At 72.8% G+C, this 22,077-nt stretch carries 16 protein-coding genes; 12 read left to right on the top strand and 4 right to left on the bottom strand.

What is annotated here, in order from left to right; all coding sequences use genetic code 11:
- Positions 1-55: 55 nt before the first annotated feature.
- From ACZCLJ_RS08605 to ACZCLJ_RS08585, 5 genes are all read left to right on the top strand, one after another.
- Positions 56-5,101 (top strand): family 43 glycosylhydrolase, encoded by a 5,046-nt coding sequence (locus ACZCLJ_RS08605; protein WP_463106131.1) that lies wholly within the window; start codon positions 56-58, stop codon positions 5,099-5,101.
- Between the two features lie 117 nt (positions 5,102-5,218).
- A complete protein-coding gene (locus ACZCLJ_RS08600) occupies positions 5,219-7,849 on the top strand; it encodes an immunoglobulin-like domain-containing protein (protein ID WP_463106130.1) in 2,631 nt (876 codons plus the stop codon).
- A 173-nt stretch (positions 7,850-8,022) separates the two neighbouring features.
- Positions 8,023-10,272 carry a glycoside hydrolase family 127 protein gene (locus tag ACZCLJ_RS08595; RefSeq protein WP_463106129.1) on the top strand — a complete coding sequence of 750 codons (2,250 nt, stop codon included), beginning with the start codon at positions 8,023-8,025 and terminating at the stop codon, positions 10,270-10,272.
- Entirely contained in the window at positions 10,269-12,284 is a 2,016-nt protein-coding gene (locus ACZCLJ_RS08590; protein WP_463106128.1) for an OmpL47-type beta-barrel domain-containing protein, read from the top strand. The genes ACZCLJ_RS08595 and ACZCLJ_RS08590 overlap by 4 nt, the downstream gene beginning before the upstream one ends.
- A 240-nt stretch (positions 12,285-12,524) precedes the next feature.
- Complete coding sequence (locus ACZCLJ_RS08585) at positions 12,525-13,139, top strand: hypothetical protein (RefSeq protein WP_463106127.1); 615 nt, start codon at positions 12,525-12,527, stop codon at positions 13,137-13,139.
- Positions 13,140-13,203: 64 nt separating this feature from the next.
- Here ACZCLJ_RS08585 and ACZCLJ_RS08580 read toward each other — a convergent pair whose 3' ends face one another.
- Together ACZCLJ_RS08580 and ACZCLJ_RS08575 are read right to left on the bottom strand one after the other, a co-directional pair.
- A complete protein-coding gene (locus ACZCLJ_RS08580) occupies positions 13,204-13,905 on the bottom strand; it encodes a potassium channel family protein (RefSeq protein WP_463106383.1) in 702 nt (233 codons plus the stop codon).
- A 149-nt stretch (positions 13,906-14,054) separates the two neighbouring features.
- Positions 14,055-15,431, bottom strand: a complete 1,377-nt coding sequence (locus ACZCLJ_RS08575) for a TrkH family potassium uptake protein (protein ID WP_463106126.1) — start codon at positions 15,429-15,431, stop codon at positions 14,055-14,057.
- Positions 15,432-15,527: 96 nt separating this feature from the next.
- Between ACZCLJ_RS08575 and ACZCLJ_RS08570 the strand changes: the two genes are divergently transcribed.
- On the top strand, positions 15,528-16,754 hold the full coding sequence (locus ACZCLJ_RS08570) for an acetoin utilization protein AcuC (RefSeq protein ID WP_463106125.1): 1,227 nt from the start codon (positions 15,528-15,530) through the stop codon (positions 16,752-16,754).
- A gap of 255 nt (positions 16,755-17,009) precedes the next feature.
- Positions 17,010-17,108, top strand: coding sequence for a 30S ribosomal protein bS22 (locus tag ACZCLJ_RS08565; protein WP_003792170.1), 99 nt, complete (start codon positions 17,010-17,012; stop codon positions 17,106-17,108).
- A gap of 155 nt (positions 17,109-17,263) precedes the next feature.
- On the opposite strand, the gene ACZCLJ_RS08560 is transcribed toward ACZCLJ_RS08565, so the two are convergent.
- Positions 17,264-18,079 (bottom strand): HAD family hydrolase, encoded by an 816-nt coding sequence (locus tag ACZCLJ_RS08560; RefSeq protein WP_251153446.1) that lies wholly within the window; start codon positions 18,077-18,079, stop codon positions 17,264-17,266.
- Positions 18,080-18,127: 48 nt separating this feature from the next.
- On the opposite strand from ACZCLJ_RS08560, the gene ACZCLJ_RS08555 reads away from it, so the two are divergent.
- Together ACZCLJ_RS08555 and ACZCLJ_RS08550 are read left to right on the top strand one after the other, a co-directional pair.
- On the top strand, positions 18,128-18,436 hold the full coding sequence (locus ACZCLJ_RS08555) for a glutaredoxin family protein (RefSeq protein ID WP_463106124.1): 309 nt from the start codon (positions 18,128-18,130) through the stop codon (positions 18,434-18,436).
- A 63-nt stretch (positions 18,437-18,499) separates the two neighbouring features.
- Positions 18,500-19,171 carry a redox-sensing transcriptional repressor Rex gene (locus ACZCLJ_RS08550; RefSeq protein ID WP_463106123.1) on the top strand — a complete coding sequence of 224 codons (672 nt, stop codon included), beginning with the start codon at positions 18,500-18,502 and terminating at the stop codon, positions 19,169-19,171.
- Between the two features lie 163 nt (positions 19,172-19,334).
- Here ACZCLJ_RS08550 and ACZCLJ_RS08545 read toward each other — a convergent pair whose 3' ends face one another.
- Positions 19,335-19,886, bottom strand: a complete 552-nt coding sequence (locus ACZCLJ_RS08545) for a YceI family protein (RefSeq protein WP_251153448.1) — start codon at positions 19,884-19,886, stop codon at positions 19,335-19,337.
- Between the two features lie 186 nt (positions 19,887-20,072).
- Here ACZCLJ_RS08545 and ACZCLJ_RS08540 point away from each other — a divergent pair, with 186 nt between their 5' ends.
- From ACZCLJ_RS08540 to ACZCLJ_RS08530, 3 genes are all read left to right on the top strand, one after another.
- Complete coding sequence (locus ACZCLJ_RS08540) at positions 20,073-20,576, top strand: MarR family winged helix-turn-helix transcriptional regulator (protein WP_251153449.1); 504 nt, start codon at positions 20,073-20,075, stop codon at positions 20,574-20,576.
- A 46-nt stretch (positions 20,577-20,622) separates the two neighbouring features.
- Entirely contained in the window at positions 20,623-21,294 is a 672-nt protein-coding gene (locus ACZCLJ_RS08535) for a histidine phosphatase family protein (protein ID WP_463106122.1), read from the top strand.
- Between the two features lie 106 nt (positions 21,295-21,400).
- Positions 21,401-22,030, top strand: a complete 630-nt coding sequence (locus ACZCLJ_RS08530; protein ID WP_463106121.1) for a TlpA family protein disulfide reductase — start codon at positions 21,401-21,403, stop codon at positions 22,028-22,030.
- Positions 22,031-22,077 lie beyond the last annotated feature (47 nt).

The raw sequence follows: 22,077 nt of genomic DNA, 5'->3' as shown, positions 1-22,077 counted from the left end.
ACGACGGACGGGCCGCCCGGCGGTGCCGCCGGGGCACGACGACGAGGAGTCATCGATGACCTCACGCCACGTACGAGACAGCTCTCGAACGACATCGAGAGGGACCGCCGGCACGTCCGACACACCGCCGGCCGGCCACCGGTCCGCGACCGCCCAGCACCCGCGCACGTCCGGCACGCGTCCGTCCGACACGCGTGCCGGACGGCGTGCGCTCGCGGCGCTCCTCGGGCTCGCCCTGGTGGGCCCGCTCGCGCCTGCCGCGGCGGCCGCAGCACCCGCCGCCCTGGAGCCCACCGTCCTCGAACCCGCGTCGACCGCGGCGCTCGCCGCGCCGACGACCGACGGTCTCCAGCTGTGGCTCCCGCTCGACGAGACGGAGGGCGCGGTCGCGCACGACGCGTCCGGCAACGGCCTCGACGCGACCCTCGCGGGGTCGGGCGGTGGCTGGAGCGAGGGCCAGGGCCTGGTGTTCGGCGGCTCGAACCACGTCGCCCTGCCGGACGACCTGCTCGCCGGGATGGACGCCGTGACCGTCAGCGCCGACGTCTGGATCGACACGTCCCTCACTGGCAACTACTTCTTCTACACCCTCGGCAACACCGCCGTCGGGACGCCGCAGTCCGGGAACGGCTACCTCTTCTCGACGGGCAACGCGAACTACCGTGCGACGATCTCCGACCTCGCGTGGGGTCGTGAGCAGAACACCGCGAAGGCCCCGGCCGGCGCGCTCGCGCGCGGTGTCTGGAAGACGGTCACCTACACGCTCGGTGGCGGCACCGCGCGCCTGTACGAGGACGGCACACAGGTCGGGCAGAACACCGCGGTGACGATCACCCCGGGTGCGATCGGCGGCGGCGTGACCACCGCGAACCTCCTGGGGAAGTCCGCGTACGCCGCGGACAACCTCTTCAAGGGCCGCATGAAGGACTTCCGGCTCTTCGACCGCGCGCTCACCGCGCAGGAGGTCGCCGACATCTCGGCCGACGCCGCGCAGGACGCGGTCACCGCCGACGTCGCGGCCCTCGACCTCGGCGACGCGAGCGCCGTCGTCACCGACCTCGACCTCCCGGCGCAGGGCGTCGGCGGCACGGCGGTCACGTGGGCCACGTCCGACGACGGCGTCGTCGGAGCGGACGGCACCGTGACCCGCCCGGCCGCGGGCGAGGAGCCCGCGACCGCCACGCTCACCGCGACCGTCGCGCTGCGCGGGGCGACCGAGTCCCGCACGTTCGACGTCACGGTCCTCCCCGGCGACGGCGACCAGGCGAAGGCGGACGCCGCGGCGGCCGCGCTCGAGGTCCCGAACCTCGACGACGTGCGCGGCAACCTCACCCTGCCCACCACCGGGCTGCACGGTGCGAGCGTGAGCTGGGCGTCGTCGTCGGGCGCGATCACGCCCACCGGCGAGGTCACCCGGCCCGCGCACGGCGAGGACGCGGAGACGGTCACGCTCACCGCGACCGCCACGGTCGGCGCGGCCACCGCGACGCGCGAGCTCGGCGCGACGGTCCCGCCGCTGCCGGAGCAGGAGGAGCTCGAGGGCTACCTGTTCTCCTACTTCGTCGGCGAGGGCACGGCCACCGGCGAGCAGGTCTACTTCGGCCTGAGCCAGGGCAACGACGCGCTGAACTACCAGAACCTCAACGACAACCAGCCGGTGCTGACGTCGGAGCTGGGGGAGAAGGGCCTGCGGGACCCGTTCATCATCCGCTCGCCCGAGGGCGACAAGTTCTACCAGATCGCGACCGACCTGCGGATCTACGACGGCAACGGCTGGGACGCCGCGCAGCGGCAGGGCTCGAAGTCGATCATGGTGTGGGAGTCCACGGACCTCGTGACCTGGACCGACCAGCGCCTCGTGCAGGTCTCGCCGGACACCGCGGGCAACACGTGGGCGCCTGAGGCGTACTACGACGAGAGCCTCGGCGCGTACGTGGTGTTCTGGGCGTCGAAGCTCTACGCGGAGGACGACCCGAACCACACGGGGAACAGCTACAACCGCATGATGTACGCCACGACGCGCGACTTCGTGACGTTCTCCGAGGCGAAGGTCTGGGTCGACCCGGGCTACTCCGTCATCGACTCGACGGTCGCGCAGGACGACGACGGCACGTTCTACCGCTTCACGAAGGACGAGCGGAACAACACCTCGACGACGCCGTGCTCGAAGTTCATCCTCGCGGAGAAGTCCGACGAGCTGCTGTCGACCGACTGGGACTACGTCACCGACTGCATCGGCAAGGCGAGCTCGGCCGGCCCGGGCATCAACCAGGGCGAGGGCCCGACGATCTTCAGGTCGAACACCGAGGACAAGTGGTACCTCTTCATCGACGAGTTCGGCGGCCGCGGCTACGTGCCGTTCGAGTCCACGTCGCTCGACGCCGCCGAGTGGACCATGTCGACCGACTACGAGATGCCGTCGCGCCCGCGCCACGGCACGGTGCTCCCCGTGACGCAGGCCGAGTACGACCGCCTGCTGCGCACGTACCAGCCCGACGCGTTCGTCGAGTCCGTCGAGGACGTCGCGGTGACGGTCCAGACGGGCTCTGCTCCCGTGCTCCCCGCACAGGTCACCGCTCGCTTCGCCGACGGGACCTCGGGTCCGGCGGACGTCACGTGGGACGCGGTCGACCCGGCGTCGTACGCGCAGGCGGGGACGTTCGAGGTCGGTGGATCCCTCGGAGGCGGCGTGAGCGTGCGCGCCCGCGCGGTCGTCACCGTGACCGACGACGTCGTGCCGGTCGAGGGCCTGAGCGTTGCCCCGGAGTCGGTCCAGGTGGGCGTCGCGGGGACGCGTCAGCTCACCGCGACCGTCACCCCGGCCAACGCGAGCGCCCGCGCGATCACGTGGGCGTCCGACGACGAGTCCGTCGCCACGGTCTCGGCCGAGGGCGTCGTGACCGGCGTCGGCGAGGGCCACGCGATGGTCACCGCGACCACAGCGGACGGGTCGCGCACCGCGTACGTCGCGGTCGAGGTGACCTCCGACGTGCCGGGGCTCGTGGTGCGCTACGCGCTCGACGAGACGAGCGGCACGACGGCGGCCAACTCGGCGCCCGACGCCACGATCGGCGCTGCGACGCTCACGGGCGGCGCAGCCTTCAGCGGGACCGGCGAGGGCGCGACCCTGGACGGGACGAACGACTACGTCGACCTGCCCGACAACCTGCTCGCCGGCCTCACGGACGTGACGGTGAGCCTCGACGTGAAGATCGCCACGGACCAGGCCACGCCGTACTTCATCTACGGCCTCGGCAACACGAGCGGGACGGCCGGGAACGGCTACCTGTTCACGACCGGCAACGCCTACCGGACGTCGATCGCGACGGGCAACTGGACCACGGAGCAGACGGTGAGCAAGAACGCCGACCTGCAGCGCGGCGTCTGGAAGCACCTCACGTACACGCTCGAGGGCACGACCGCCGTGCTCTACGAGGACGGCATCGAGGTCGGGCGCCAGACCGGCGTGACGATCGACCCGAAGGACATCGGCAACGGGTCAACGCTCGCGAACTACATCGGCCGCTCGGTCTACCCGGGCGACCGCTACCTCAAGGGCTCGGTGCGCGACTTCCGGGTCTACGACCGCGCGCTGACCGCCGACGAGGTGTTCCAGCTCGGCGCCGACCACACGGCCGTCACGGGCGCCGAGCTCGACGAGCTGAAGGTCCCGGCGATCGTCGACGGCGCGAGCTCCACGGTCACGCTCCCGGTCGAGCCGGGGACGGACCTCACGGCGCTCGCGCCCGTGCTGGCCGTCTCGCCCCGGGCCACGGTCTCGCCGTCGAACGGGTCCGCGCAGGACTTCTCGGAGCCTGTCGAGTACACGGTGACCGGGCCGGACGGGTCGTCGCGCACGTGGACGGTCCAGGCGAAGGAGATGAACAGCCCGGTGCTGCCGGGCCGGTACGCCGACCCGAACATCGCGCAGTTCGGCGACACGTTCTACCTCTACGCGACGACGGACGGCACGCCCGGCTGGGGCGGCAAGGACTTCTACGTCTGGAAGTCCTCCGACCTCGTCGAGTGGGAGCGCTCGGAGGAGCCGTTCCTCACGCTCGACGGCGCGAACGGGAACGTCCCGTGGGCGACGGGCAACGCGTGGGCGCCGACCATCATCGAGCGGGACGGGAAGTACTACTTCTACTTCTCGGGCCACAACCCGACGTACGACCGCAAGACGATCGGCGTCGCGGTGGCCGACAGCCCCGAGGGACCGTTCACCGCGGAGCCCACGGCGATGATCACCAACGGCGAGGCCGTCACTTCCGGCCAGGCCATCGACCCGGCGGCGTTCCACGACCCGCAGACCGGCAAGTACTGGCTCCTGTGGGGCAACGGCGGCCCGTCGAACGGCCCGGTCATGGCCGAGCTGTCCGACGACATGACGTCGATCGAGCAGAGCACGCTGCGTCGCATCCCCGGGCTGACGGACTTCCGCGAGGGCCTGTTCGTCAATTTCCGCGACGGGATCTACCACCTCACGTACTCGATCGACGACACCGGGTCGCCGAACTACCGCGTCGGGTACGCGACCGCGACGAGCATGGACGGCCCGTGGACCTACCGCGGCGTCATCCTCGAGAAGGACGCGTCGCAGGGGATCCTCGGGACCGGGCACAGCTCGATCCTCAACGTCGAGGGCACGGACGACTGGTACATCGCGTACCACCGCTTCGCGATCCCCGGCGGCAACGGGACCAACCGCGAGACGACGATCGACCGCCTCACGTTCGGCGAGGACGGCCTCATCCAGAAGGTCACGCCCACGCTCGAGAGCGTGGACCCGGTCGACGTCGCGCCGCAGCCCGAGGTCGAGCTGACCGTCGAGGCCACCCCCCGGTGCCTCGCGGGCAAGGCCTACCTCGCGGTCCGCGCGACGAACGCGGGCGACGTGCCCGCCGACGTCACGCTCGCGACGCCGTTCGGCCAGAAGGTGGTCGCCGACGTCGCGCCCGGCAAGGCGGCTTACCAGTCGTTCGCGGTGCGGGCGACGTCCGTGGCCGCGGGGACGGCGACGGTCACGGGCACTGCGGTCCTCGACGGCGAGCCCATCACCACGGAGTACGCGGTCGCGTACGACGCCGCTACGTGCGACTGACATCCGCGAGGTAGAACCGCAGGTCGCGAGGTAGAACCCCCGGGGTTCTACCTCGCGACCGCGGGTACTACCTCGGCAGGTGCTTCACGTTTCATCTCGACGAGGAGAAGGACGACCATGAGAGAGACCACGACACGCCGGCCCGAGCGCCGCCGTCGCCGGGCGGCGGGCATCGCCGTCGGGCTCGTCGGCGCGCTCACCGCGACGATGCTCGGGACGGCAGGCGCCACGGCGGCCCCCGTCGCCGCCCCGGTCGGCACCGCCGCGGCCAGCGGGGCCGGCAGCGCTGACGACGCCGGGCTCGTCGCCTGGTACCCGCTCGACGCGGCCAGCACCACCGGCGGCACGACGGCGAACCTCGCCGCGGGCTCGACGTTCGGCCCGGCCACGGTGCACGGCGCGACGGCGACCCCCGACGGTCTCGCGCTCGACGGCACCGACGACTACGTCGACCTGCCCGACCACCTGCTCGCCGGCCTCACCGACGCGACGGTGAGCCTCGACGTGCTGGTCGACACCACGCAGGCGACGCCGTACTTCATCTACGGGCTCGGGAACTCGAGCGGGACGGCCGGCAACGGCTACCTCTTCACGACCGGCAACGCGTACCGGACGTCGATCGCGACGGGCAGCTGGACCACCGAGCAGACCGTCACCAAGGGGTCCAACCTGACGCGCGGCGTCTGGAAGACCCTGACGTACACGCTCACCGGCACGACCGCGACGCTCTACGAGGACGGCGTCCAGGTCAAGCAGGCGACGAACGTCACGACCGACCCCGGCCAGATCGGCGGCGGGCAGACGACGGCGAACTACGTCGGGCGCTCGCTGTACTCCGGCGACCGGTACCTCAAGGGGCAGGTCCGCGACTTCCGGATCTACGACCGGGCCGTCACGGCGGCCGAGGCGGCCGAGCTCGCGCTCGAGACGTCGGCCGCCGCGGCCGACGCCGACCTCGCAGCGCTCGACCTCGGCGACACGAGCGCCGTCACCGCCGACCTCGCGCTCCCGACGGCTGCCGCCCAGGGCTCGCTCGTCACGTGGTCGTCGTCCGACCCCGCGGTCGTCTCGGCGACCGGCAAGGTCACACGTCCCGCAGCTGGCGAGGACGACGCGACGGTCACCCTGACCGCCGCCGTGACGCGCGGCGCCGTCGCGCGGACCGCGACGTTCGAGGTCACGGTCCTCGCGCAGCTCCTGCCGGCCGAGGCGGCGCAGTGGGACGCCGAGCACGTGACGGTCCCGCACCTCGACGACGTGCGCGGCAACCTCACGCTCCCCGTGACCGGCGCGAACGGCTCGGCCCTCACGTGGATCACCTCCGACCCCGCCACGATCTCGCCCACGGGCGAGGTGACGCGCCCAGCGCACGGCGAGGAGGCCGCCGTCGTGCAGCTCACCGTCACGGCGTCGAAGGACGGCGCGACGGCCACGCACACCTACGACGCGACCGTCCGGCCCCTGCCGGCCGCCGCGGACTACGAGGGCTACTTCTTCCCGTACTTCGAGGGCGAGAGCACGCCCGACGGCGAGTCGGTCTACTTCAGCGTGAGCGACGGCAACGACCCGCTCGACTGGGTCGAGCTCAACGACGCCGAGCCCGTCCTCACGTCGGAGCTCGGCGAGAAGGGTCTGCGCGACCCGTTCATCATCCGCTCGCCCGAGGGCGACCGGTTCTTCATGCTCGCCACCGACCTGCGCATCTACGGCGGGAACAACTTCGGCAACGCCCAGGAGCGCGGCTCGCGCGCCCTCATGATCTGGGAGTCGACGGACCTCGTGAACTGGTCCGAGCAGCGCTCGGTGACGGTCTCGAGCGAGTACGCGGGCAACACGTGGGCGCCCGAGGCGTTCTACGACGCGCAGCGCGGCGAGTACATCGTCTACTGGGCCTCGGCGCTGTACCCGACGACCGACACGTCCAACCGGCGCATCGCCGACTCGTACCAGCGCATGATGTACGCCACGACGCGCGACTTCGTGACGTTCAGCGAGCCGCAGGTGTGGATCGACGAGAAGCGCGGCAACGGCCTCGGCATGATCGACTCCTCGATCGTCGAGCACGAGGGCACGTACTACCGGTTCACCAAGGACGAGGCGTACATGATCCCGCGCCTCGAGAAGTCGACGGACCTGCGCTCGACCGACTGGGACCTCGTCGCCGAGAGGATCGGGTACGGCCAGCCGAACCCCTGGGGCGGCACGCTCACGGCGGGCGAGGGCCCGACGGTGTTCAAGTCGAACACCGAGGAGAAGTGGTACCTCTTCGTCGACCAGCCGAGCTACCACGGCGGCCAGGGCTACCTGCCGCTCGAGTCCACCGACCTCGACTCGGGCGTGTGGACGTCCGTCGACGCGGACCTGCCGAGCAGCCCGCGCCACGGGACCGTCCTGCCGATCACGGCCGCCGAGCAGGCCGCGCTCCTCGCCGCGTACGGCGACGAGCCGCCCGCGCCCGAGCTCGACCTCGTGGTCGACGTCTCGCTGCGGTGCCTCGCGGGGAAGGCGTACGTCGCCGTGCGCGCGACGAACGGCGAGGACGTGCCCGCCGACGTGACCCTCACGACGCCGTACGGAACGAAGGCGTTCCGCGACGTCGCGGCCGGCAAGGCGGCGTACCAGTCGTTCGCGGTCCGCGCGGCGAGCGTCCCGGACGGGACCGTCACCGTCACCGGTGTCGCGACCCTCGACGGCAAGGAGGTGACGACCACGCTGGAGGCGCCGGTCGAAGCACTCGACTGCGCCTGATCCTCGCGAGGTCGAGCCGTCGCGCCGAGGGAGAGGGAGTGCCCCTCTCCCTCGGCGCGCGGCCTGCACCTCGCACCCATGACCCTGCACGAGCGTCGGAACGCGGGACTTCCCTCCTTGCCGCCGACGACGCTTCCACCACTCGACGACGAGTGAGAAGGAGCGAAGCAGACATGCCTGTGCACGACTCGACCTATTCGCGCCGGTCCGTCCTGCGGCTCGGCGCGCTGGCCGCCGGCGCGACCGCCGGTGCGGTCGCCCTCGCCGGCGGCGCCGCCGCCGCACCACCGGCCGTCCCCGCCGCGTTCGTCCCGACGAGGCCACCCGTGAGCCGCGGCTTCCTGCGGTCCCTCGACCGGTCGATCACGCTCGACGGCTGGGCCGCCGAGCCGTTCTCGATGTCCGACGTGACGCTCGCGCCGAGCGTCGCGACCCGGTCCCAGGACCAGATGCTGCACCTCGCCCGCGTGTACCCGGTCGACCGCGTCCTCGCGGTCTTCCGGCGCAGCGCGGGGCTCGACACGAAGGGCGCGAGCGCGCCCGGCGGCTGGGAGGGCTTCGGCCACGCCAACGAGCAGGCGTGGGGACCCGACGACTACCCGGGCCGCGCGAACACCCAGACCGCCAACCTCCTGCGCGGCCACTACGGCGGGCACTTCCTGTCCATGGTGTCGCTCGCGTTCGCGAGCACGGGGGAGACCGTGTTCCAGGACAAGGTGGACCAGATCGTCGCGGGCCTCGGCGAGGTCCAGACGGCGCTCGCGGCCATGGGGCGGTTCAGCCACCCGGGCTTCCTCGCCGCCTACGGCGAGTGGCAGTTCAGCCAGCTCGAGAAGTACGCGCCGTACGGCGAGATCTGGGCGCCGTACTACACGTGCCACAAGATCATGGCCGGACTGCTCGAGGCGTACCGCCTCGCGGGCTCCGACCAGGCGCTCGAGATCGCGACCTCGATGGCGGACTGGGTGCACAGCCGGCTCTCCGTGCTGCCGCAGGCCCAGCTCGACCGGATGTGGGGCATCTACATCGCGGGCGAGTACGGCGGCATGAACGAGGTCCTCGCCGACCTCGCGGCCATCACCGGCGACGACACGTACGTCGCCACGGCCCGGCTGTTCGACCTCAACACGCTCGTCGACGCGAGCGCCGCGGGCACGGACACGCTCAACGGCAAGCACGCGAACCAGCACATCCCGCAGTTCCCCGGCTACCTCAAGGTCCACGACCTCACGGGCGAGGAGCGGTACCGCGCGGCGGTCGAAGGGTTCTGGGGCATGGTCGTGCCCGGGCGCACCTACGCGCACGGCGGCCACGGCGAGGGTGAGCTCTTCGGCCCGCCGAACACGGTCGCGGGCGACATCGGCGCGCGCAACGCCGAGACGTGCGGCACGTACAACATGCTCAAGCTCAGCCGCCTGCTGTTCTTCCACACGCTCGACCCGAAGTACATGGAGTACTACGAGCGCGGCCTGCTCAACCAGGTCGTCGGCTCGAAGAAGAACACGCAGTCGGACACCAACCCCGACGTCACGTACATGTACGGCGTCAACCCCGGCACGCGGCGCGAGTACGGCAACACCGGCACGTGCTGCGGCGGGACCGGGCTCGAGAACCACGTGAAGTACCGGGACTCGATCTACTTCCGCACCGTCGACGGCAGCGCGCTGTACGTCAACCTCTACCTCGCCTCGACGCTCGCGTGGGACGAGAAGGGGTTCGAGGTCGTCCAGGAGACGCAGTACCCGAAGGTCGGGTCGAGCCGGCTCACGGTGAACGGGTCGGGGCAGCTCGACCTCCGTCTGCGCGTGCCCGGCTGGGTGCGCAAGGGCTTCACGGTGCGGGTCAACGGCGCGGCGCAGGACCTCGACGCCGTCCCCGGGACCTACGTGACCGTCGCGCGCTCGTGGTCGCCCGGCGACGTCGTCGAGATCGACATGCCGCTGAGCATCCGCGCGGTCCCGACGATCGACAACCCCGCGATCCAGAGCATCGAGAACGGGCCGACCGTGCTGCTCGCGCGCAGCGCCTCGCGGGAGTACCTCAAGCTGTCGCTCTACGCCCACATGGGTCTGGACGGCACGCTCGAGGGCGCGTTCACGGACCTCGGCGACGGGTACTTCCGGCTCGGGAGCACCACGTTCGAGCCCGCGTGGTCGGGTGACGACACCCAGTACCACATGTACGTCGAGCGGTCCGAGCCGCGCGTCGTCTTCGCGGGCCTGGACAGCGGCGTGACGAACGCCCGCCGCCAGAACGGCACGTCGTTCCTCGACGTCGTGTGGGGCGACGGCGGCTTCGCGGACCGTGCGGCCTTCCTCGCGAGGGTGCAGCGCACGGTCGAGCAGTTCACCGCGGACGGCCTCCTGAGCCGCCGCGACGGGCAGAGGGTCCTGGTCACGGCGGGGAAGGCGAGGCTGGCATGAGCGCGCGAGGAAGCATCACGTCGCAGGGGACCGGCGGCACCGTGCTCGTCCCGCTGGACGGTCACGACGGGAGCGACCGTCCCGCGCGTGCCCGACGCCGCGTGGTCGCCACGGTCGCGGCGCTGGCTCTCGCGGTCACCGGCGCAGGCGTCGGCGCGTGGGCGGCGACCGGGGAGAGCGCCGACGGCCTCGTCGCCGCGGCGGAGGCCGAGCCGTCGAACGTCGCGCTCCTCGGGACCCCCGAGGCGAGCTACACGGCGTCGTGGAACAAGGTCGAGGCCGTGAACGACGGCTCCGGCGTGAGCACCGGCGGGGCGCACGACGCGACGTGGGCGACGTGGAGCGGGGACCGCCCCGCGACGCAGTGGCTCGAGTACTCGTGGCCGGCGCCGGTCACCGTGGACCGCTCGGTCATCCGGTTCTGGTCCGACGGCACCGACGCCAACGGCGACAACGTGCGCGTCCCGGCGTCCTGGACGATCCAGTACTGGGACGAGGACGCGGGTGCGTTCGTCGACCTCCCGAACCCCAGCGGGTTCCCGACGGCGCGCCTGGAGACCAACGCGACGACGTTCGACGCGGTGACGACGACGCGCGTCCGGGCGACGTTCCAGGCGCTGCGCGGCACGACCGCGACGAGCTACTCCGCCGTCGGGGTCTCGGAGTGGGAGCTGTGGGGCACGGGCGGCGTCGAGGAGCCGGACCCCGTCGACCCGCACGGACCGATCGACCACTCGCCGGTGCACATCCCGACCGACGTCGGCGTGCTGCCGGATCTCCCTGCGGAGATCGACGCGGTCTTCACCGACGGGCGCGTCGAGACCGTGGACGTCGACTGGGAGGACGTCACGGCCGAGGACGTGGCCGCGCCCGGCGCGTTCGACGTGACGGGCACGTCGCCCGAGCTCGTCGAGCCCGTGAGCGGGACCGTGCACGTGCGCGACGGCGACCCGGGCGAGATCGCGGCGGTCGACTACGTGAGCGTCGTGACGCTCGCGGGGACGGCGCCGGTCCTCCCGGCGACGGTGACCGCCGAGTACGAGGACGCGTCGAAGGACAGCCGCGTGCCGGTGACGTGGGAGGCCGTCGACCCGGCGGACTACGCCGAGCCGGACGGCCTGTTCTTCGTTGCCGGGGACGTCGACGGGACGGACCTCGCGGCCGAGGCCACGGTGTTCGTGGTCGCGCCCGACACGGGCGAGGACGTCACCCCTCCGACGGTGAACGTCTCGGCCCAGCCGGGCCCCGCGACGTCGGGCTGGTACGTGGGCACCCCGACGGTCACGGTCGTCGCGACGGACAACCGCGACACGGCACCCGTCGTGGAGGTCGCGGTCGACGGCGGCGAGTGGGCCGCCTACGACGGCCCGTTCACGCTCGACGACGGTCAGCACACCGTCGCCGCCCGGGCCACGGACGCGGCGGGCAACGTGGGCGAGGGCTCGCGCGACCTGCGCGTGGACACCGTCCCGCCGGTCACGACCGCGACGGTGCGCGACCTCGGCACGAGCGTCGAGATCACGCTCACGGCGGTCGACGCGGGTTCGGGCGTGGACAAGATCCAGTGGGAGGGCCCGGGCACGTTCTGGGGCACCTACTCGGAGCCGTTCACGCGCGCGCTCACCGAGGAGGAGCAGGTCATCGAGTTCGCGGCGACCGACGCGGCGGGCAACGAGGAGGCGCGCGGGCAGGTCGTCCTGCCGGCGCTGGGCGCGGAACCGTCGCTCGACCTCGTCGTCGAGGCGTCGCCGCGGTGCCTCGCGGGCACGGCCTACGTGGCCGTGCGGGCCACCAACGGCGAGGACGTGCCCGTCGACGTGACCCTGTCGACCCCGTACGGCCAGAAGGCGTTCGCCGACGTCGCGGCGGGACGGGCGGCCTACCAGTCGTTCGCGGTGCGCGCGGCGTCCGCCCCCGCAGGCATCGTCACGGTGACGGGCAGCGCGACGGTCGACGGCGAGGAGGTGACCTCGACCTCGACGGCCGCGTTCGACGCGCTCGACTGCGGCTGACCGGTCCGCCACAGACCCCCGAGCGGCGTGCCGGCGCCGCCCGGGTCCCTGCCCGGCCCGTGCCCCCTCGGGGGTGCGGGCCGGGTCTCGTCGTCGGGGTGGTCCACGGGGTGAACCACCTGGACGCGGTGTTCAGGTTTGTGGCGCGAGATGGCAGGATGGGCGCGACTGGACGCTCGTCCAGTCGGGTTCGGGGGGACCCAGGTCGCCCTCCCGGGCCGGACGAAGAGGTTCACCGCGTTGACGACGACCCGACGGCGGATCGCCGCCGTGCTGCTCGGTGCCGCCCTGGCGGTCACCGGCGCGACAGGCGCTGCCGCATCGACCGCCCTTCCTCCCGACGGGACGAGCGACGGCGTGCGCGTCACCGTGGAGATCCGGGACCGGGTGTCCCCGCACGTCGTCGTCGTGGGGGACGGACCGTTCGTCGCCGGCGAGCAGCTGGTCGTGCGGGGCGGGGACCTGCCGTCGAACGCCGTCCTCGAGGTCTGGCTCCACAGCGACCCCCTGCTCCTGGACGGCGTCACCACCGACGCCGACGGCGACTTCGAGCTCACGACCACGCTGCCCGCCGACACCGCACCCGGCGAGCACCGGATCCGTGCCGTCGCGCCGGCGCTCGGCGTCGAGGTGGCCTCGGAGCCGTTCGAGGTGGTCGCGGCCCCGGGCGCGGGCGGCCCGGCGGACCCGGACGACCCGGTCGACGGGACCGCGGGCGGGGGCGGCGCGTCCGCCTCGCCGCGCCCCGGCGGGCTCGCGACGACCGGAGCAGGCCTCGCCGGTGCAGCCGTCGTCGCGGCCCTCGCCGTCGCGACCGGCGTCGCGCTCCGTCGCCGCGCCGTGCGCGGCGCCTAGCGAGGCGCGCGGGCGTCGCCGTGCTCGGTCCTGTACGCGTCGAGGAACGGCGTGGGCCCGACCGTCACGGACGCGCGGCGAACCGCTCGAGCAGCTCCGCGTGGCCGGACACGATGAGCAGGTCGTTGGCGCTGATCCGCGTCTCGGGCGTGGCGTAGAGGAACTCCTCGCCGGGCGACTTCACGCCGATCACGGTGACGCCGTAGCGTTCGCGCACCTTGGACTGGACCAGCGTGAAGCCCTGCACCTCCTTCGGGGGGCGCATCTTGACGATCGTGAAGCCGTCCTCGACCTCGATGTAGTCGAGGAGCTTGCCGGAGACGAGGTGCGCGACGCGCGCACCGGCGTCCGCCTCGGGGAAGACGACGTGGTGCGCGCCGATGCGCTGGAGGATGCGACCGTGCTCGGCCGAGATCGCCTTGGCCCAGATCTGGGGCGTCCCCATGTCGACGAGGTTTCCGGTGATGAGGACGCTCGCCTCGAGCGACGTCCCGACGCCCACCACCGCCACCGGGAAGTCCCGCGCGCCGAGCTGTTCGAGCGCGACGGGGTTCGACGCGTCGGCCTCGACGAGCGGGATCTGGCCGCTCCACTGCGCCACGAGGTCGGCGTCGCGCTCCACGGCGAGCACGTCCTGGCCGAGCCGGTCGAGGGTCACCGCGATCGCGGTGCCGAACCGGCCGAGGCCCACGACGAGCACGCCGGCGTCCTTGCGCGGCGCCCTCGCCTCGTCGCGGCGTGCTCGCTCGGAGCGACCGCGCTCCACGATGCGCCGGGCGACGGGGTCGGCCGGGAGCCGTTCGTCGCCGGTCGCGGGGAAGAGGGGGTCGGTCACGGGGTGGGGCCTTCCTGGGGTCGGTGTCGTCGTCGAAGGGTAGGCGTCCAGCGGGCCGGTCGCTCTACCCGATGGGTCGATCACCCGATGATCGGGCGCTCCTCGGGGTAGCGCACGATGCGGCGCCGGTCCCGCAGCGCGAGCGCGGCGGCGAAGGTGATCGTCCCGGTGCGGCCGATGAACATCAGCGCGACGAGCACGTACTTCCCGGCGTCGGGGAGGGTCGGGGTGATCCCGGTGGTGAGGCCGACGGTCGCGAACGCCGAGATCGTCTCGAAGAGGATGACGTCGAGCGTCTCACCCGTGATCTCCAGCAGGAGCAGGCTCGAGACGAGGACCGCCGTCGCGCCGACGAAGGACACGGCGACCGCGAGGCGGAGCGTCTCGCGCGGGATGCGTCGTCCGAAGGCCTCCATGTCGCGGTCGCCCCGGGCCTCCGAGACGATGGCGATGAGCATGACGGCGAGCGTCGTGACCTTGATGCCGCCCGCGGTCGACGCGGACCCGCCGCCGACGAACATCAGCGCGTCGGTGATCAGCCAGCTCGACTCGCGCATCTCCGCGGTGTCGACGGTCGAGAACCCGCCCGACCGGGGCATGACGCCCGCGAAGAGGGACGCGAGCAGCTTCTCCCCGGCAGAGAGCGGCCCGAGCGTCCCCTCGTTGCCCCACTCGAAGGCCGCGAACAGCACCGTGCCGACGACCACCAGGGCGGCGCTCATCGTCAGCGTGAGCTTGGTGTGCAGGCTCCACTTTGCGGCGCGGCGGCGGTTGCGCAGGACGTTGAGGATCACGGGGAAGCCCAGCGAGCCGATGAACACGCCGAGGATGATCGGCAGGCACAGCATCCAGTCCCCGACGTAGGGCATGAGGCCTTGCTCGGTCGGGATGAACCCCGCGTTGTTGAACGCCGAGATGCCGTAGAAGATCCCGTGCCACGCCGCCTCGCCGAACGTCTCCTCGAGCACGATGAACCGTGGCAGGAGCAGGAGGGCGATGAGCAGCTCGAGCGATGTCGAGGTGATGATGACGACCCGCACGAGCGAGCCGACCTCGCCGAGCCGCGTCGTCTTCGTCTCCGACGCGGTGAGGAGCTTCTGCGTCAGGCCGATGCGGCGCGAGACGGCCATGCCGAGGATCGACGCGAGGGTCATGACCCCGAGGCCGCCGACCTTGATCCCGACGAGGATGACCACCTGGCCGTAGAACGACCAGTACGTCCCGGTCGGCACGACCACCAGACCCGTGACGCACACCGCGGACGTCGCGGTGAAGAGCGCGTCGACGAACGACGCGGAGCGGCCCGACGCCGTCGCCCACGGCGCGAGCAGGAGCGCCGTGAACAGCGCGATGACCGCCGCGAAGACCGTCACGGCGAGCCGGGCGGGGGACTGGCGGGCGAGACGGTCGACGATCTCGCGCCCCTTGAAGAGGCGACCGGTCAGCCCTGACGGCATCGGTCCCCCCACGCAGGCTTCGGTCGCACCACGAGCGCAACTCTGCCACGCGACCCGGGGTGCGTCATGTCGCCCCACCGGGCGATACCGTGAGCCATGCCCAGCACCGAGCCGACGCCGCGAGCCGCGGAGGCGCTCGCCGACGCCGGACCCCGCCGTGCGCACGTCGTCTGGGGGCCCGAGCTGCTCGGGTACGACTTCGGCCCCGGCCACCCCATGGCGCCGACCCGCCTCGACCTGACGATGCGCCTCGTGCGCGACCTCGGTCTCCTCGACGGGGCGGAGGTCGACGTGGTCGGTCCGGCGCCGGCCGACGACGCCGTGCTCGCGCTCGTCCACGACGCCGCGTACGTCGCCGCGGTCCGGGCGGCGTCGGACCACGGCACCACCGACCCGCACCGCGGGCTCGGCACGGAGGACGACCCGGTCTTCCCGGGGATGCACGAGGCGGCGGCGCGGATCGTCGGCGGCTCCTGCGCCGCTGCCGACGCGATCGCGTCGGGAGCCGCCGTGCACGCCGTCAACGTCGCGGGCGGCATGCACCACGCGAAGCCGGGCGCGGCGTCGGGGTTCTGCGTGTACAACGACGCCGCGGTCGCGATCCGGCGCCTGCTCGCCGACGGCGTCGAGCGCGTCGCGTACGTCGACCTCGACGCGCACCACGGGGACGGCGTCGAGGAGGTGTTCTGGGACGACCCGCGCGTCCTCACCGTGTCGGTGCACCAGAGCGGCGCGACGCTGTTCCCGGGGACCGGCCACGCGACCGACGTCGGTGGTCCGGGCGCCGAGGGCACCGCGGTCAACGTCGCGCTCCCGCGCCGGACCGACGGCGCCCGGTGGCTGCGTGCGGTGGACGCCGTCGTGCCACCGGTGCTCCGCGCGTTCCACCCCGACGTGCTCGTCACGCAGCACGGGTGCGACGCGCACGGTGACGACCCGCTGTCCGACCTCGACGTGTCCGTCGCCGCGCAGCGCACGGCGGCGGCCCGGATGCACGAGCTCGCGCACGAGCTGACGGACGGGCGGTGGCTCGCGCTCGGCGGCGGCGGGTACGCGATCGCACGCGTCGTTCCCCTCGTGTGGTCGGCGGTCGTGGGGGAGGTGGTCCACGCCCCCGTGTCGGCCGACCGCGAGCTGCCCGCGCCGTGGCGCGAGCTCGTCGCCGACGTCGCGGGCTACGACGCGCCGCCGTCGTTCGGGCCCGACGTCGAGTGGCGTCCCTGGAGCGCCGGCTTCGACCCGGACGACGCGGTCGACCGCGCGGTCCTCGCGACGCGTCGGGCCGCCTTCCCCCACCTGGGCCTCGACCCCCACTTCGACTGAGCGCGCGGGGGACCTGGACGCGACGCGCCCCCGCGGACCGCTCGACCGGGCAGGGCATCGCCGCGTTCGAGGCCACCGGCGCGAGCAGGTAGGCTAAGGGGCGGATTTCTCTCGTGTTGGTCGGCTCGTGGTCCACGAAACCTGATCAACCGTGGACCACACGGCAGTCGCTCGACCGGTTCGGACCGTTCCGTCGCCGGCCGCCGACCAGCCGATCAGCTGCCGAACAGCACCGACAAGCATTGCGAGGACCGTATGGGCTCCGTCATCAAGAAGCGCCGCAAGCGTATGGCCAAGAAGAAGCACCGCAAGCTGCTTCGCAAGACGCGCCACCAGCGTCGTAACAAGAAGTGACGTCGCGCGCGTCCTGACGCGCACCGACCGCCGAGCCCGGCACCCCGACGAGGGGTGACCGGGCTCGCTGCGTACCACCGGCTGTCCGGGTGGTGCGTAGGCGCACACCCCCACGCCGGCCCCCGGGTGGTGACCCCGGACGCGCGACGACCAGGTCAGAGCCGCGCGATGCGCCGGTCGACCGCGCGGCGGACCGACCGCAGCACGAGCGCGCCCGCCCACACGGCGCCCGCCCAGCTCGCGGTGCGGACGCCGCTGCGGGCGACGCGCCGTCGTCGGCCGCGGAACTCGCGGATGGGCCAGCCGACGTCCTGCGCGTGCCGGCGCAGCCGCGCGTCGGGGTTGATGGGGCACGGGTGCCCGACCTCGTTCATCATCGCGACGTCGTTGAGCGAGTCGCCGTAGGCGTAGGAGGCCTCGAGGTCGATGCCCTCGCGCTCGGCGAGGGCGCGCACGGCGTCGGCCTTCGCGCGCCCGTGCATGAGGTCGCCGACGAGCCGGCCGGTGTAGAAGCCGTCCTCGTGCTCCGCGATGGTCCCGAGGGCCCCGGTGGTGCCGAGCCGGCGCGCGATGAGCTCGCCGATCTCGACGGGGGTCGCGGACACGAGCCACACCTGGTTGCCCGCGGCGAGGTGCTCGTCGAGGAGTCGTCGCGTGCCGGGGTAGATGCGCAGCGAGAGCACGGTGTCGTAGACCTCCTCGCCGATCGCGGTGATCTCGGCGACGGAGCGCCCGGCGATGAGGTCGAGCGCGCGGGACCGGATGCGGTCGATCTGCTTGCGGCTCTCGCCGAGGAGGAGGTAGCGCGCCTGGTGCGCGGCGAACCGGACGAGGTCCGTGGTGGAGAAGAACTCGCGGCGGTAGAGCGCCTGCGCGAGGTGGAAGGACGACGCGCCGCGGATGATCGTGTTGTCGACGTCGAAGAACGCCGCCGTGCGGCGGGCGGGCGGCTGCCCGGGGGACGTCGGCATGCCGTCCACTCTATCGGCGCCCGTGGGACGTGCCTCTACCCTGGGACCGTGAGTGCCGCTCAGCCGTCCGTGCCGTCCGTGCCGTCGGTGCCCGTCCTGCTGTACGGCCGCGCCGGGTGCCACCTGTGCGACGACGCGCGGACCGTCGTCGCGCAGGTGTGCGGCGACGCGGGCGTGGCGTGGGCGGAGGTGGACCTCGACGACCCGGCGACGGCCCCGGCCGTCCGCGAGGAGTACGGCGAGTACGTCCCGGTCGTCACGGTCGCCGGGGTGCAGCAGGGGTTCTGGCGTGTGGACGCGCGTCGCCTGGCGCGCGCGGTGGGACGGATTTCGGGCGGGCGCCCGGACCTGGGATGATCGGCACCGGGTACGCACGAGCGACCGTCGACGAGGACGGTCCCGGGACGACGGTGGTGGCAGGTGGCTGAGCAGTTTGTCGGTGAGGTGACGGTCCCGGGGATCCCGAGCGCCACGGTGGCGCGGCTCCCCTCCTACCTGCGTGCGCTGCGCGACCTCGTCGCACGCGGGGTGACGACGACGTCGTCGGTCGAGCTCGCGGAGCTGTCGGGCGTGGGCCCGGCGCAGCTGCGCAAGGACCTCTCGTTCCTCGGCTCGTTCGGCACGCGCGGCGTGGGCTACGACGTCGACTCGCTCGCGCAGTACATCACCGAGGCGCTGGGCCTGGTGGACGAGCACCGGATCGCGATCGTCGGGATCGGCAACCTCGGGCACGCGCTCGCGAACTACTCGGGCTACGAGCAGCGCGGCTTCCACGTCGCGGCGCTGCTGGACGCCTCGCCCGAGGTGGTGGGCACGCGTGCGGCGGGGATCGTCGTCGAGCACGTGGACGCCCTCGAGGACGTGGTGGCCCGGGAGCACGTGACGATCGTCGTCCTCGCCACGCCGGCCGCGCACGCGCAGGCCGTGACGGACCGCGTCGTCGCCGCAGGCGTCAAGGAGATCCTCAACTTCGCGCCGCGCGCGCTGCAGGTGCCGGCGGACGTCGACGTGCGCGGCGTGGACGTGGGCAGCGAGCTGCAGATCCTCGCGTTCCACTCCCAGGCGCGCGCGCTCGCAGCGGCCGACCGCTGACGGCGTCCCCGGACCTGGCTCCCGGCATGAGGCGCTGGACCTGGCTCCCGGCATGACGAGAGGCCGCGTGCGGGGGAGCACGCGGCCTCTCGCGCCGCCCCGGAGGGGCGGCCGAACCGCTGCCGGCCGGGCGGGGGCGGGCCGGCAGCGGTGGTCGGTCGGGTCAGGCCTGCTTGATGGCCGAGACGTCGAGCGTGATCTTGATCTTGTCGCCGACGAGCACGCCGCCGGTCTCGAGCGCGGCGTTCCAGGTGAGGTCGAACTCCTTGCGGGAGATCTCCGTCTTCGCCTCGAAGCCGGCGCGCGCGTTGCCGAACGGGTCGGTCGCGGTGCCCGCGAACTCGGCCTCGAGCTCGACCGGCTTGGTCACGCCGTTGATGGTGAGGTCTCCGGTGATGACGTAGTCGTCGCCGTCGCCCTGGATGCTGCGCGACGCGAAGGTCCACGTCGGCTTGCTCTCCGCGTCCCAGAAGTCGGCGCTGCGCAGGTGGTTGTCGCGGTTCGCGTCGCCGGTGCTCACCGACGCGGCGTCGAGCTCGGCGGAGACCGCCGAGGAGTCGAGGTCGTCGCCGACCGCGATCGTCCCGCCGGTGATCGCGAGGGTGCCGCGCACCTTCGAGATGCCGGCGTGGCGGACGGTGAACGCGGCCTGCGAGTGCGAGGCGTCGATGGCGTAGGTGCCGGCGGTGAGGCCGGTGGGCAGCGGCGTGGCCATGGTGGCTCCTTCAGATCGGTGTCGGTAGCTCGCGGTGGTCCCGCGAGAAGTCCATTGGTTGAAGATTCAACCACAGTCGCACGTATCAACGCGACCCCCTGCACGGTCTATTCCCGGTGGATGGAAGAATCGTCCCGACGCCCCGCCGACCCAACCCGAGGACCGGATGCACAACCCGAGGACCGCATGAGCAGCCAGAACGTCTCCAGCGCCGCCGCGACCCGGCTCGAGCCGCGCTGGCTCGACGCCGAGCAGCAGAGGCAGTGGCGCGCCTACCTCGACGGCACGGTGCGCTTCATCGAGGCGCTGAGCCGCGACCACGAGGAGCGGTCCACGGTCTCGCTCAACGAGTACGAGCTCCTCGTCCGGCTCTCGGAGAGCCCCGAGCACACGCTGCGCATGTCCGCGCTCGCCGACGGCCTCGCGCGCTCCAGGAGCCGCGTGACCCACACCGTCGCCCGCATGGAGGCGCGCGGTCTCGTGCGCCGGTCGGCGAGCGTCGGCGACCGGCGGGGGGTGAACTGCGCGATGACGCCCGAGGGCTACGACGCGCTCGTGGCCGCCGCGCCCGCGCACGTCGCCGCCGTGCGCCGGTACATGGTGGACGTGCTGACGCCCGAGCAGTTCCGCGCGCTCGGTGAGGCGATGGCGTCGGTCGCCGAGGCCTGCAAGGCGGACGACGACGACTGAGGCCCGGCTGAGACGCACAGGGCCGGGCGTCGCCGATACTGGACCCATGGTCTCCACAACCGTCCACCTGCTGCGTCACGGCGAGGTCCACAACCCCGACGGCGTCCTCTACGGCCGCATCGCCGGCTACCACCTGTCCGACCGCGGGCACGAGATGGCCCGGCGCGTCGCCACGCACCTCGCGGGCGAGCCCGGGCCCGACGGCGCGTCCCGCCCGCGTGCCGACGTCACCGTCGTCGTCGCGTCCCCGCTCCAGCGGGCCCAGGAGACGGCGACGCCCGCCGCGGAGGCGTTCGGCGTCGAGCTCGGGACGGACGACCGGCTCATCGAGGCCGCGAACCACTTCGAGGGCATGACGTTCGGCGTCGGCGACGGCTCGCTGCGCCACCCCCAGCACTGGCGGTACCTCTGGAACCCCCTGCGGCCGTCGTGGGGCGAGCCGTACGTCGAGCAGGTCGCGCGCATGCGCGCCGCGGTCGCGGACGCGCGCGACAAGGCCGCCGGCCACGAGGCCCTCCTCGTGAGCCACCAGCTGCCGGTCTGGCTCACGCGCCTCAGCTTCGAGAACCGCCGGCTGTGGCACGACCCGCGCAAGCGCCAGTGCGCGCTCGCGTCGCTCACGTCGCTCACGTTCGAGGACGACCGCCTCGTGGGGATCCACTACTCCGAGCCCGTCGCGGACCTCCTCCCGGGGGCCTCCCAGGTCGCCGGGGCGTGACGTCCGTCATGTCGCAGCCCGTGGACGCCCGTTCTGCCCGGTTCGCCGGGCGATCTCTCAGCGCCCGCTCAGGTTGGGGCGCGAGTCTTCGACCCGTGATGCCGTCGTGACCGCCCGTGCTCGCGCCCGCGCGCGCGCCCTCGCAGCGGCCGGGGTCGCTCTCGTCGCTTCCCTCACCCTGGCCGGGTGCGCCCAGGAGTCCGGCGCGACGACCGACGTCGTGGGCCAGGGCTACGTCTCCGGCGACGGGTCCGTCCGGACCTGGGACACCGACGACCGTGGTGAGCCGGTCTCCCTCACGGGCACGGACTACGAGGGTGGGACGGTCGACACGAGCGCGTGGCGGGGCGACGTCGTGGTCCTCAACACCTGGTACGCGGCGTGCGCGCCGTGCCGCGCCGAGGCCCCGGACCTCGTGGAGCTCGCGAACGAGCACGAGGCCGAAGGCGTCCGCGTCGTCGGGATCAACACGACGGACGAGGCGGGGGCCGCCCAGGCGTTCCAGCGCACGTTCGAGGTGCCGTACCCCTCGATCGACGACCGCAGCGGCGAGGTCGTCGCGGCGCTCTCGGGCACGGTGCCGCTGCAGGCCGTGCCGTCGACCGTCGTGCTCGACCGCGAGGGGCGGGTCGCCGCGCGCGTCATCGGCCTCGTCGAGGGCACGACCCTCGGCACGCTCGTCGAGGACGTGCTCGCCGAGGACCCGGCCGGGTCCACGGACGAGGCGGCCGGCTGACCGTGTCCGTGTCCCCGCTCTCGTCGCTCGCGCCGGCCGTGCCTCTC

The sequence above is a fragment of the Cellulosimicrobium sp. So1_17 genome, assembly GCF_055181235.1.
This window is presented reverse-complemented; position numbering and strand designations above follow the sequence as displayed.

Bases quoted from the DNA above. Each gene is read 5' to 3' on its own strand.
- ACZCLJ_RS08560 (WP_251153446.1), bottom strand. From the start codon at position 18,079: ATGCCGACGTCCCCCGGGCAGCCGCCCGCCCGCCGCACGGCGGCGTTC.
- ACZCLJ_RS08605 (WP_463106131.1), top strand. From the start codon at position 56: ATGACCTCACGCCACGTACGAGACAGCTCTCGAACGACATCGAGAGGG.
- ACZCLJ_RS08545 (WP_251153448.1), bottom strand. From the start codon at position 19,886: ATGGCCACGCCGCTGCCCACCGGCCTCACCGCCGGCACCTACGCCATC.
- ACZCLJ_RS08590 (WP_463106128.1), top strand. From the start codon at position 10,269: ATGAGCGCGCGAGGAAGCATCACGTCGCAGGGGACCGGCGGCACCGTG.
- ACZCLJ_RS08600 (WP_463106130.1), top strand. From the start codon at position 5,219: ATGAGAGAGACCACGACACGCCGGCCCGAGCGCCGCCGTCGCCGGGCG.
- ACZCLJ_RS08565 (WP_003792170.1), top strand. From the start codon at position 17,010: ATGGGCTCCGTCATCAAGAAGCGCCGCAAGCGTATGGCCAAGAAGAAG.
- ACZCLJ_RS08535 (WP_463106122.1), top strand. From the start codon at position 20,623: ATGGTCTCCACAACCGTCCACCTGCTGCGTCACGGCGAGGTCCACAAC.
- ACZCLJ_RS08575 (WP_463106126.1), bottom strand. From the start codon at position 15,431: ATGCCGTCAGGGCTGACCGGTCGCCTCTTCAAGGGGCGCGAGATCGTC.
- ACZCLJ_RS08595 (WP_463106129.1), top strand. From the start codon at position 8,023: ATGCCTGTGCACGACTCGACCTATTCGCGCCGGTCCGTCCTGCGGCTC.
- ACZCLJ_RS08570 (WP_463106125.1), top strand. From the start codon at position 15,528: ATGCCCAGCACCGAGCCGACGCCGCGAGCCGCGGAGGCGCTCGCCGAC.
- ACZCLJ_RS08540 (WP_251153449.1), top strand. From the start codon at position 20,073: ATGAGCAGCCAGAACGTCTCCAGCGCCGCCGCGACCCGGCTCGAGCCG.